Annotated in this window: 9 protein-coding genes; 8 read left to right on the top strand and 1 reads right to left on the bottom strand. The window is 68.2% G+C overall.

The features are described 5' to 3' along the window. Positions 1-83 precede the first annotated feature (83 nt). The 4 genes from SLW55_RS03285 to lpxC all read left to right on the top strand — a co-directional run bounded on the left by SLW55_RS03285 (position 84) and on the right by lpxC (position 4,855). Positions 84-938: a cell division protein FtsQ/DivIB gene (locus tag SLW55_RS03285; protein WP_017912956.1), complete on the top strand. Its 855-nt coding sequence runs from the start codon at positions 84-86 to the stop codon at positions 936-938. Further along, positions 935-2,170: a cell division protein FtsA gene (ftsA, locus tag SLW55_RS03280; protein WP_010340121.1), complete on the top strand. Its 1,236-nt coding sequence runs from the start codon at positions 935-937 to the stop codon at positions 2,168-2,170. Before SLW55_RS03285 ends, ftsA begins: the two co-directional genes overlap by 4 nt. Before the next feature lie 291 nt (positions 2,171-2,461). Further along, on the top strand, positions 2,462-3,688 hold the full coding sequence (gene ftsZ, locus SLW55_RS03275; protein WP_017912957.1) for a cell division protein FtsZ: 1,227 nt from the start codon (positions 2,462-2,464) through the stop codon (positions 3,686-3,688). A 252-nt stretch (positions 3,689-3,940) separates the two neighbouring features. Beyond that, positions 3,941-4,855 carry a UDP-3-O-acyl-N-acetylglucosamine deacetylase gene (gene lpxC, locus SLW55_RS03270; protein WP_010340119.1) on the top strand — a complete coding sequence of 305 codons (915 nt, stop codon included), beginning with the start codon at positions 3,941-3,943 and terminating at the stop codon, positions 4,853-4,855. A 144-nt stretch (positions 4,856-4,999) separates the two neighbouring features. Here the strand turns inward: lpxC and SLW55_RS03265 are convergent, their stop codons facing one another. Further along, positions 5,000-5,476: a DUF721 domain-containing protein gene (locus SLW55_RS03265; RefSeq protein WP_017909649.1), complete on the bottom strand. Its 477-nt coding sequence runs from the start codon at positions 5,474-5,476 to the stop codon at positions 5,000-5,002. Between the two features lie 10 nt (positions 5,477-5,486). Here SLW55_RS03265 and SLW55_RS03260 point away from each other — a divergent pair, with 10 nt between their 5' ends. The 4 genes from SLW55_RS03260 (at position 5,487) to SLW55_RS03245 (ending at position 11,204) form a co-directional block, all read left to right on the top strand. Further along, a complete protein-coding gene (locus SLW55_RS03260; protein ID WP_017916714.1) occupies positions 5,487-6,434 on the top strand; it encodes a M23 family metallopeptidase in 948 nt (315 codons plus the stop codon). A gap of 163 nt (positions 6,435-6,597) precedes the next feature. Further along, the gene (gene secA / locus SLW55_RS03255) at positions 6,598-9,339 is read left to right on the top strand and encodes a preprotein translocase subunit SecA (RefSeq protein ID WP_295972765.1); all 2,742 of its coding nucleotides are present in this window, start codon (positions 6,598-6,600) and stop codon (positions 9,337-9,339) included. Positions 9,340-9,629: 290 nt separating this feature from the next. Then, positions 9,630-10,007: a VOC family protein gene (locus SLW55_RS03250; protein WP_319019451.1), complete on the top strand. Its 378-nt coding sequence runs from the start codon at positions 9,630-9,632 to the stop codon at positions 10,005-10,007. Positions 10,008-10,241: 234 nt separating this feature from the next. Continuing rightward, entirely contained in the window at positions 10,242-11,204 is a 963-nt protein-coding gene (locus SLW55_RS03245; RefSeq protein ID WP_267093500.1) for a Nudix family hydrolase, read from the top strand. The last annotated feature ends 150 nt before the right edge of the window (positions 11,205-11,354 follow it).

Below are 11,354 nucleotides of genomic sequence, written 5' to 3'. Positions count from 1 at the left end.
AGCGGTGCCGCGTGCGCGGCCGCTTGTGCCTTCCCCATTCCCCATTCCCGATTCCCCATTCCCGCGCACCCGAAGGTGCGCGCATGAACGCCTCCCTGCGCATCCTCGCCTGGTTGCTGGCGCTGGCCCTGGTCGCGCTGCCGATCGTGGCCGTGCTCAACGGCTGGGTCGGGGCCGAGCGCTGGCCGCTGAGCCGGTTGCAGGTGAGCGGCGATTTCAAGCGCGTGTCCGCCGAGCAGTTGCGCCAGGTGGTGCTGCCGTATGCCCGCCGTGGCTTCTTCGCGGTGCGCCTGCAGGATGCGCAGGACGCGATCGAGCGCTTGCCGTGGGTGGAGAGTGCGCGCGTGCGCAAGCGCTGGCCGGACGTGCTGGAAGTGCGCGTCGTCGAACACCGCCCGTTCGCGCGCTGGGGTGCGGACCGCATGCTCTCCGAGCAGGGCCGCATCTTCGCCCTGCCCAACGAACTGCGCGACGTGGCCCTGCCGCACCTGGCCGGCCCCGACGCCAAGGCCGCCGACGTGGTCGCGCTGTACAACACCTCGCGCGCACTGTTCGCCCCGGTCGGCCTGCCGGTGCAGGGCGTGGCCCTGGACGCGCGCGGCAGCTGGTCGCTGGCGCTGGGCAACGGCGTGCAGGTGGTGGTCGGCCGCGACGACGCGCGCGCGCGCCTGGAGCGCTTCGCCCGCGTGCTGCCGCAATTGCTGCAGCCGGGCCAGCCGCCGCTGGCGCGCGCCGATCTTCGCTACACCAACGGATTCACCGTGGCATGGGTACCCGAGAGCAAAGAGCCGAGTAAGGAGCCGGGCAAGGAGAAGAAGCCCGCGGCGCCGGCCCAGCCCGCGCGGCACGCGGCACTGGCCGACCCTCCATCCCATCGCGAGAGCCCGCTCTTCTCCCTTCCCCATTCCCGATTCTCTATTCCCGGCTCCAAGACATGAACCGCAAAGGCGACAAATCCCTCATCGTTGGACTGGACATCGGCACCTCCAAGGTCGTCGCGCTGGTCGGCGAATACTCGCCCGGCAACCCGATCGAGGTGATCGGCATCGGTTCGCACGAATCGCGCGGGCTCAAGCGCGGCGTGGTGGTGGACATCGAATCCACCGTGCAGTCGATCCAGCGCGCGATCGAGGAAGCCGAGCTGATGGCCGGCTGCGAGATCCGCTCGGTGTACGCGTCGATCTCCGGCAACCACGTGCAGTGCAAGAACTCGCCGGGCATCGTGCCGATCCGCGACGGCGAGGTGACCTGGAATGACCTGGACCGCGTGCTGGAAGCGGCCAAGGCGGTGGCGATCCCGGCCGACCAGCGCATCCTCCACGCGATCCCGCGCGAGTACGTGCTGGACGATTCGCAGGAAGGCATCCGCAACCCGGTCGGCATGACCGGCGTGCGCCTGGAGGTGCACGCGCACTTGGTGGTGTGCGCGCAGTCGGCAGCGGCCAACATCAGCAAGTGCGTGCAGCGCTGCGGCCTGCAGGTGGACGACCTGATCCTGTCCTCGCTGGCGTCCTCGGTGGCGGTGCTGACCGCCGACGAGCGCGAGCTGGGCGTGGTGTTGGTGGACATGGGCGCCGGCACGACCGATCTGGCGGTGTTCGTGCAGGGCGCGATCTGCCACACCGCCTCGCTGCCGATCGCCGGCGACCACGTCACCAACGACATCGCACACATGCTGCGCACGCCGACCCCGGAAGCCGAGCAGATCAAGGTGCGCTACGCCTGCGCGCTGGCGCAGCTGGCCACCGCGGAAGAAAGCATCCAGGTGCCCAGCGTCGGCGACCGTCCGCCGCGGCGCATGCCGCGCCATTCGCTGGCGCAGGCGGTGCAGGGCCGCTACGAGGAAATCTTCGAGATGGTGCAGGCGGAATTGCGCCGCTCCGGCTTCGAGGAACTGGTGCGCGCCGGCATGGTGCTGACCGGCGGCGCCTCGAAGATGGAAGGCGTGGTCGAACTGGCCGAGGAAATGGTGCAGATGCCGGTGCGCGTGGGCATTCCCCAGCACGTCACCGGCCTGGGCGAAGTCGTCGGCAACCCGGTGCACGCCACCGGCGTGGGCCTGCTGCTGATGGGCAGCCAGATCGAACACCCGCGCCGCCCGTCGCTGCCGACCGGCCGCGCCGGCAGCTTGTTCAAGAAATTGAAGAATTGGTATCGCGGCGAGTTTTGAGGGCCGGGAAGGGTGAATCGGGAATTGGGAATGGGTAAGAGCAAAAGCAAAGGCAGTGCGGTGAGATCGGTGGAGAGCGGTGAGAGAAGGTAGATAGGCGTGGTTTTTTTGCAATTCCGCTGAGGAAAGGTCCCGGGCTGGAGACGCGCTGTTGCGATTCCCCACTCCCGATTCCCCATTCCCAGCTTCCAAACAACAACACTCGCCGAAATGCGGGTGTCGGGCAGGCGAACGGAGCGATCCGATTCCCCATTCCCGATTCCCCATTCACGGCTCAAAGAGGAAACGGACATGGCGCATTTCGAACTGATTGAAAAGATGGCACCCAATGCAGTGATCAAGGTGGTTGGCGTGGGCGGCGGCGGCGGCAACGCGGTCGCGCACATGGTCAGCAGCAGCGTGGACGGCGTGGAGTTCATCACCGCCAACACCGACTCGCAGGCGATCAAGAACTGCGGCGCCAAGCTGCAGCTGCAGCTCGGCACCAACGTCACCAAGGGCCTGGGCGCGGGCGCGAACCCGGAAGTTGGCCGCCAGGCCGCGCTGGAAGACCGCGAGCGCATCATGGACGCGCTGCAGGGCGCGGACATGGTGTTCATCACCGCCGGCATGGGCGGCGGCACCGGCACCGGCGCCGCGCCGGTGGTGGCGCAGTTGGCCAAGGAAATGGGCATCCTGACCGTGGCCGTGGTCACCAAGCCGTTCCCGTTCGAAGGCCGCCGCCGCATGCAGGTGGCGCTGAAGGGCATCGAGGAACTGAGCCAGCACTGCGACTCGCTGATCACCATTCCGAATGAAAAGCTGATCACCGTGCTCGGCCGCAACGCCACCATGATCCAGGCGTTCCGCGCCGCCAACGACGTGCTGCAGGGCGCGGTGCAGGGCATCGCCGACCTGATCGTGCGTCCGGGCCTGATCAACGTCGACTTCGCCGACGTGCGCACCGTGATGTCGGAAATGGGCCTGGCGATGATGGGCACCGGCTCGGCCCGCGGCGACGACCGCGCGCAGGCCGCCGCCGAGGCCGCGATCCAGAACCCGCTGCTGGACGACGTCAACCTGGCCGGCGCCAACGGCATCCTGGTCAACATCACCGCCGGCCCGGACTTCACCATGGCCGAGTTCGACGAGATCGGCCGCACCATCGAAGGCTTCTCCTCCGAGGACGCCACCGTGGTGGTCGGTACCGTGCTGGATCCGGACATGCAGGACGAAGTGCGCGTGACCGTGGTCGCCACCGGCCTGAACCGTGCGGTGTCGCGTCAGTCGCAGCGCCCGGAGCAGCGCGCGCCGATCAAGCTGGTGCGCAACGCCACCACCGGCCAGCCGGAATTCGGCGACTTCGAGCACGGCGGCGACGCCGTGTCCAAGGCGGTCGGCGGTGCGATGGGCCTGGGCCTGCGCCGTCCGAGCGGCGAGTCGATGAGCACCGCGGCGTCCGCCCCGGCACCGGCCGCGGCCGACCTGCCGAGCGACTACCTGGACATCCCGGCGTTCCTGCGCCGTCAGGCCGACTGAGGTCTGCATCATCGGCCGGCGCGCGCGCCGGCCCGCAACACCGCCGTCCAGGAGCGCCTCCCTGGCCGGCGCGCCGTGTCCCTTGCTGCCGGGTCCCCGCGACCCGGCAGGTTTTTGCGACCGCGACGCCGGCACGGGCCAGCGTTGCACCGATGGGATGCTGTGACCGCTTTGTTAAAATTTAGCTAAACGCGTGATATTCTCGTTGTCTGTTCAGTTCCCGTGCGAACAGACGTTCCCAGACTGTCTGCCATGACCCAGCAACGCACCCTCAAGAACACGATCCGCGCCACCGGCGTGGGCCTGCACAGCGGCGACAAGGTCTACATGACCCTGCGCCCCGCACCGGCCGACCACGGCATCGTGTTCCGACGCGTGGACCTGGATCCGGCGGTGGATGTGCCGGCCGATGCCGAACTGGTCACCGAGACCACGCTCTGCACCGGCCTGAGCCGCGGCCAGGCCAAGATCCAGACGGTGGAGCACCTGATGTCGGCGATGGCCGGCCTCGGCGTGGATAACGCCATCGTCGAACTGTCCTCGGCCGAACTGCCGATCATGGACGGCTCGGCCGGTCCGTTCGTGTTCCTGCTGCAGTCGGCGGGCATCGTCGAGCAGGACAAGGCCAAGCGCTTCATCCGCATCAAGCGCGAGGTGGAAGTGCGCGACGGCGACAAGATCGCCCGTTTCGTGCCCTACGACGGCGGCTACAAGCTCGGTTTCACCATCCAGTTCGACCACCCGATGATCCCGGCCAAGCAGTCGCGCCAGGAGATCGAGTTCTCGACGATGGCCTACATCAAGGAAATCTCCCGCGCGCGCACCTTCGGCTTCATGCGCGACCTGGAGTACATGCGCGAGCGCAATCTCGGCCTGGGCGGTTCGATGGACAACGCCATCGTGCTCGACGAGTTCCGCGTGCTCAACGACGACGGCCTGCGCTACGCCGACGAGTTCGTGCGCCACAAGATCCTCGATGCGATCGGCGACCTGTACCTGGCCGGCGGTGCCATCCTCGGCGCCTACGAGGGCTACAAGTCCGGCCACGCACTGAACAACAAGCTGGTCCGCGCCCTGCTCGCCGAACAGGCGGCCTGGGAATGGGTCAGCTTCGAATCCGCCGCGCAGCAGGCGCCGGTGGCTTACGGGGCGGCGGCTTACGCCTGAACCGTTCAACCCGGTGACGGCCGGGTGGGTATCACGGAATCGGCAATCGGCCGTTCCTTCTTCTCCCCTTAACGCCGATTTAACGAATCGGTAACGACCTCGCGCCCGACGCCCGCTAGGATGCGTCGGTCGCGGCGTGCGTGTCTACGTACGTCGACGGCCACGGTCGGAGCCCGTGGTCGCATCGGGCGTCGCGGAGACGACGTCCTGCAGGGAAGCCAGAGCCTCGCGCAACCCCTTGTGCGTGGCTGCAGAAACCGGAGCCGGCGTGCTTCTTGCCTGCTGCATTGGGGAATGCGCGGGTGCAGTCGCAGTCTTGACGGTCACTTTGGTGGCTTTCAGCCCGAGGGAACGGGCCGCAGCAAGGATGTCGGCCTCGGCCAGCCTGACCCGGGCGTGCCAGACCGGAGACTCAACGAGAAAAACGAGCTGTTCGCCGTTCACATTGGCCAACCGGCAACGGGGCGCCAGGTTCGGCGGCAAATGGGGGCGTAACTGCCGGTCCAGCGCGTCGAGCCACAGGGCGCGGCGCAATGGGTCGCCCGCCTTGTCCGCCAGTGCGGCGTCCAGCGCCGGCTGCGGCGTGGCGGTATGGCCTTCGCCGGACTTTCGCTTAGACATGAAAACTCATATGACGTTCAAGAAGATCGTAATCCGTTCCAGTGAAAAGGGGGTCAAGACGTTGCCGTGGCGATTGCGCGAATTCGCCGATCGTCGTCCCCTCGCCGCGCTCGGTGCGGTGCTCGGCCTCGGCATGGTACTCGGCATCGGCGTCAGCGCCGCAGCCGGATGGGGTGGTTCGGCGCAGATGCGCGCCAAGCTCGAGCGGCAGGACCAGGAACTGGCGCAGGTGCGCCGCGACGCGCAGACCCAGGTCAACGCCCTGGCGGCCCGGCTGGGCGAACTGCAGGCGCAGGCGACCCGGCTCAACGCGCTCGGCGATCGCCTGACCCGCATGGGCAAGCTGCAGGACGGCGAGTTCGATTTCGACCAGCCGGTCGGCGTCGGTGGCGGCGACGACGAGCCCAGCCACGACATGCCCGCGCAGCAGCTCGGCAAGGAACTGGACGGGCTGCAGCAGCAGTTCGCCACCTCCGGCCAGCAGCTGTCGGTGCTGGAATCGCTGCTGTTCGACCACCAGCTGGACCAGAACGCGGTGCCTTCGCGGATGCCGATCCGCAACAGCTACATCACCTCGGCCTTCGGCGGCCGCGCCGACCCGTTCGGCCGCGGCACCGGCAACCACAAGGGCATCGACTTCCACGCCAATGTCGGCGACCCGGTGCTGGCGGTGGCCGACGGCGTGGTCAGCTACGCCGGCGTGCGCGGCGGCTACGGCAACGTGGTCGAGGTCGACCACGGCAATGGCTATGTCACCCGCTACGCGCACAATTCGCGGCTGTCGGTGAAGGTCGGCGACCTGGTGCGGGTTGGCCAGGAAGTGGCCAAGGCCGGCTCCACCGGCCGTTCCACCGGCGCCCATGTGCACTTCGAGGTGTGGAAGGACGGGGTGGTGGTGAACCCGGCCAAGTTCCTCGGCGATGGCGCCATTCCGGTGGGCCGCCGCGGCCGTGGCTGAGCTGCGCGGGGGCTGGCGTGCCGGCGCTTGAATCGCCGGGCGCCGCCCCAAGCTACAATGTGCTTTGCCATCGACAGGGCGCCTCGCGCCCTGTTTCGTTTGCGGCCCGTCGATTCCCTGGGGATCGGGCCGTCGAGGCGTTCCTTTCCAACCGGTTCCTTCAATGATCAACAGTCTGCTTACTCGCGTTTTCGGTAGCCGCAACGAGCGCCAACTGCGCCAGCTCCACCGTATCGTCGCCAAGATCAATGCGCTGGAGCCGGAGATGGAGCAGCTCTCCGACGAGCAGCTGCAGGCCAAGACCCCGGAACTGCGTGGGCGCATCGCCGGCGGCGAGACCCTGGACAAGGTGCTGCCGGAAGCGTTCGCGGTGTGCCGCGAGGCCAGCCGACGCGTGCTGGGCATGCGCCACTACGACGTGCAGTTGATCGGCGGCATGGTCCTGCACCTGGGCAAGATCGCGGAAATGCGCACCGGCGAGGGCAAGACCCTGGTCGCGACGCTGCCGGTGTACCTCAACGCGCTGGAAGACAAGGGCGTGCACGTGGTCACCGTCAACGACTACCTGGCGCGTCGCGACGCCGCGCAGATGGGCAAGCTGTACAACTGGCTGGGCCTGAGCGTCGGCGTGGTGTACCCGGGCATGCCGCACAGCGACAAGCACGCCGCCTATGCCGCCGACATCACCTACGGCACCAACAACGAATTCGGCTTCGACTACCTGCGCGACAACATGGCGCTGTCCAAGGCCGACCGCTTCCAGCGCGGCCTCAACTACGCCATCGTCGACGAGGTCGACTCGATCCTGATCGACGAAGCGCGCACCCCGCTGATCATCTCCGGCCCGGCCGACGAGTCGCCGGAGCTGTACATCCGCGTCAACCGCATCGTGCCGCAGTTGGTCAAGCAGGAGTCCGAAGAGGGCGAGGGCGACTTCTGGGTCGACGAGAAGGGCAAGCAGGTGCACCTGTCCGAAGCGGGCATGGAGCACGCCGAAGAACTGCTGCGCGCCGCCGGCATCCTCGCCGACGAGGAAGACCGCCTGTACGGCGCGCAGAACCTGAGCGTGGTGCACCACCTCAACGCGGCGCTGCGTGCGCACGCGATCTACCAGCGCGACGTCGACTACATCGTGCGCGACGGCGAGGTGGTGATCGTCGACGAGTTCACCGGGCGCACCCTGCCGGGCCGCCGTTGGTCCGACGGCCTGCACCAGGCGGTGGAAGCGAAGGAAGGCGTGCCGGTGCAGCGCGAGAACCAGACGCTGGCCAGCATCACCTTCCAGAACCTGTTCCGCATGTACAAGAAGCTGTCCGGCATGACCGGTACGGCCGATACCGAAGCCTACGAGTTCCAGAGCATCTACGGCCTGGAAGTGGTGGTGATCCCGACCAACCGCCCGACCATCCGCAAGGACTGGCCGGACCAGGTGTTCCTCAACCGCCAGGGCAAGTTCAACGCGGTGCTGGCCGATATCGAGGACTGCGCCAAGCGCGGCCAGCCGGTGCTGGTCGGTACCACCTCGATCGAGACCTCGGAGATGCTGTCCGAGCACCTTCGCAAGGCCGGCGTGAAGCACGAAGTGCTCAACGCCAAGCAGCACGAGCGCGAAGCGCAGATCGTCGCCAACGCCGGCCAGCCGGGCGCGGTGACCATCGCCACCAACATGGCCGGCCGCGGTACCGACATCGTGCTCGGCGGCTCGCTGGAAGCCGAACTGCACGCGCTGGGCGAGGAGCTTGACGACGCGACGCGCGCGCGCCTGAAGGCGGCCTGGCAGGAGCGCCACGACGCGGTCAAGGCCGCAGGCGGCCTGCACATCATCGGCACCGAGCGCCACGAGTCGCGGCGTATCGACAACCAGCTGCGCGGCCGTTCCGGCCGCCAGGGCGACCCGGGTTCCTCGCGGTTCTACCTGTCGCTGGAAGACAACCTGATGCGCATCTTCGCCTCCGACTGGGTGCAGAAGGCGATGCGCATGATGGGCATGAAGGAAGACGACGTCATCGAGGACAAGCTGGTCAGCCGGCAGATCGAGAAGGCGCAGCGCAAGGTCGAGGCGCACAACTTCGACATCCGCAAGAACCTGCTCGACTTCGACGACGTCAACAACGACCAGCGCAAGGTGATCTACGCCCAGCGCGACGAACTGCTGGACGCCGAGTCGGTCAAGGAGAACGTCGACGGCATCCGCGACGACGTGATCTACGACATCGTCTCGCGCTTCGTGCCGCCGAACTCGGTGGACGACCAGTGGGACCTGCCGGGCCTGGAAGCCACGCTGGCCAGCGAACTCGGCCTGTCGCTGTCGATCACCGACCTGGTCAAGCGCCACGAGGAACTGGACGCGGACGGTATCGTCGAGAAGGTGCGCGAGGAAGTGGACCGCCATTTCCGCGAGAAGGAATCGGCGATCGGCGGCGAGACCATGCGCGCGCTGGAGAAGCACGTGATGCTCACCGTGCTCGACCAGAGCTGGAAGGAGCATCTGGCGCGCATGGACTACCTGCGCCAGGGCATCCACCTGCGCGGTTATGCGCAGAAGCAGCCCAAGCAGGAATACAAGAAGGAAGCGTTCGAGCTGTTCTCGGAGATGCTGGAGCACGCCAAGCGCGAAGTGGTCACCCTGCTGGCGCGGGTGCGCATCCGCAGCGAGGAGGAAGTGGCCGCGCTCGAAGCGCAGGAGCGTCAGCAGGTGGAGGCGCAGTTGCGCCAGGCCCAGTTCCAGCACCAGGACGCCGGCGGTTACGGCGCCGACGAGGAAGCCGAGCAGGTGCAGCGCGGCGAGGCGGGTGCGCCGACCGTGGCGCAGGTGACCCGCGAAGCGCCGAAGGTCGGCCGCAACGATCCATGCCCCTGCGGCAGCGGCAAGAAGTACAAGCACTGCCACGGCCAGCTGAGCTGAGCCTGGCGTTGTGCGGACCGCTGCGCAATCGCGCGGCGGCCCCGCTTCGGCGTCGCACGCTGTGGGTGTGGGTGCGCCGGCCATGACATCCGCACGCCAGCCGGTGCACTCCGTTCGGTGAAGGAGTGAGCGACGGATGCAGGTGCTGGGTCGATCACACATTTGCGAATAGCCCCGCCTTGCGCGGGGCATTCTGTTTTTGGGAAGGGCTTGGAGCGATGCGCTTGCCGACGTGGCGTATCGTGCGTGCGGCGCGTAGGCTGGCCGATGTCGCCATTGCCTCTGTAAGCCTGCCGTGGAGCCTTCCCAGCCTGGAACTGAAGGTCTTCGTGCCGGCGCAGGATTTCGCGCTGTCGGCGCAGTTCTATGCGGACATAGGCTTCGCGGCCGAGCCGCTCGGCGACGGCCTGATCTGCTTCCGCCATGGCAACCGTTGCGCATTCCTGCTGCAGGATTTCTACCATGCGGGCCTGGCGCACAACCTCGTGCTGCACCTGTGGGTGGAGGACGTCGATGCCTGGTGGCGGCGGCTGCAGGCGGCCGACCTGGCCGGCCGCTACGGTGCGCGCCTGGGCGAGCCCGAGGACCGGCCCTGGGGCATGCGCGATTTCACCTTGCACGATCCCGGCGGCGTGCTGTGGCGGATCGGCCACGGCCTGGTGGCCTGAGCGGTGCGCGCTGGATGTGCGGCGCCGACACGATGCAGGCGGTCGCACAGGGGCAGCGGTGGTGGCGGGCCAGTCTGCGCATGATCTTGCCTTGGCGTGGCAGCCCGGCCAGCAGCGCACGCCGACGCGCAGCGCTGGGTTTCCGGATTGCATTGGCGCCGCTTACATGCCGATCGTCGCCGATGTGAACCCGGTTGATTGCGTTGGCGCTGCCGGAAACGGCAAGCTTGCGCCATGTCCGAACCGCTCAGATCCATTCATGTCGTCGCCGGCGTCATCACCGATGCGCGCGGCCGTATCCTGCTGACCCGCCGTACCGAGGGGCGCGACCTGGCCGGCCTGTGGGAATTCCCCGGCGGCAAGCGCGAGCCCGGCGAGACCTCGGAGCAGGCGCTGGTGCGCGAACTGCAGGAGGAACTGGGCATCGAGGCGGTGGTCGGCGACTGGTTGATGGAAGTGCCGCAGCGCTACCCGGACAAGCGCCTGCGCCTGGAAGTGCGCCAGGTCTCGGCCTGGAAGGGCACGCCGCGCGGCCGCGAGGGCCAGGCGCTGACCTGGGTGAGTGCCGACAAGCTGGGCCGCTATGCGATGCCCCCGGCCGACCAGCCGGTGGTGGCGATGCTGCGCCAGCCCGCCTGCTATCTGGTGACGCCGGAGCCGGCTGAGCCGGGTCCCTGGTTGGCGGCGCTGGAGCGCGCGCTGGACGCCGGCGTGCGCCGCGTGCAGTTACGTGCGCGCAGCCTGCCGGCCGAGCAGTGGGCGCCGCTGGCGCGGACCGCGGCGACGCTGTGCGCGACGCGTGGCGCGCAGGTGCTGCTCAACCGCGACGTGGCGCTGGCCCAGGAACTGGGTGTCGGCGTGCACCTGGGCGCGGAGCAGTTGCCGCAGTGGCAGGCGCGCCCGGTGCCGGCCGGGCAGGCCGTGGCGGCGTCCTGTCATACCGTTGAAGAATTGCAGGCGGCGCAGCGCATCGGCTGCGATTTCGCGGTGGTCGGGCCGCTGGCCCCCACCGCCAGCCACCCAGGCGCCGCGCCGCTGGGCTGGGAGGCGTTCGAGCGCCTGCGCGAGCAGGTCGCCCTACCGATCTATCCGATCGGCGGCCTGGCGTCGACGCACGTTGCCGAGGCGCGCCGCCATGGCGGCCAGGGCATCGCCGCGATCCGCGGGCTGTGGCCGCTGGCGGCCGATGTGGCGTGAGCGCGGCGATTCCGTAGGGACCAACTATCGTGCGGCCGCGACGCGCGACGTGGCGTGCTTTCCGATGGCGCAATGCGTCGGGACTGAAGTCCCTCCCACAGTGTCCGACGAGGCTGGCGCCGCTCCTGGGCGGGGGAGGCGCGTACGGGG

The organism is Xanthomonas sp. LF06-19, assembly GCF_034105425.1.
Taxonomy (GTDB): domain Bacteria; phylum Pseudomonadota; class Gammaproteobacteria; order Xanthomonadales; family Xanthomonadaceae; genus Xanthomonas_A; species Xanthomonas_A sontii.
Note: the sequence above shows the minus strand (reverse complement) of the source record. Positions and strands in the feature narration are given on the sequence as shown.

Coding starts and splice junctions, on each gene's coding strand:
- ftsZ (WP_017912957.1), top strand. CDS start 2,462: ATGGCGCATTTCGAACTGATTGAAAAGATGGCACCCAATGCAGTGATC.
- SLW55_RS03260 (WP_017916714.1), top strand. CDS start 5,487: ATGACGTTCAAGAAGATCGTAATCCGTTCCAGTGAAAAGGGGGTCAAG.
- lpxC (WP_010340119.1), top strand. CDS start 3,941: ATGACCCAGCAACGCACCCTCAAGAACACGATCCGCGCCACCGGCGTG.
- ftsA (WP_010340121.1), top strand. CDS start 935: ATGAACCGCAAAGGCGACAAATCCCTCATCGTTGGACTGGACATCGGC.
- SLW55_RS03265 (WP_017909649.1), bottom strand. CDS start 5,476: ATGTCTAAGCGAAAGTCCGGCGAAGGCCATACCGCCACGCCGCAGCCG.
- SLW55_RS03285 (WP_017912956.1), top strand. CDS start 84: ATGAACGCCTCCCTGCGCATCCTCGCCTGGTTGCTGGCGCTGGCCCTG.
- secA (WP_295972765.1), top strand. CDS start 6,598: ATGATCAACAGTCTGCTTACTCGCGTTTTCGGTAGCCGCAACGAGCGC.
- SLW55_RS03245 (WP_267093500.1), top strand. CDS start 10,242: ATGTCCGAACCGCTCAGATCCATTCATGTCGTCGCCGGCGTCATCACC.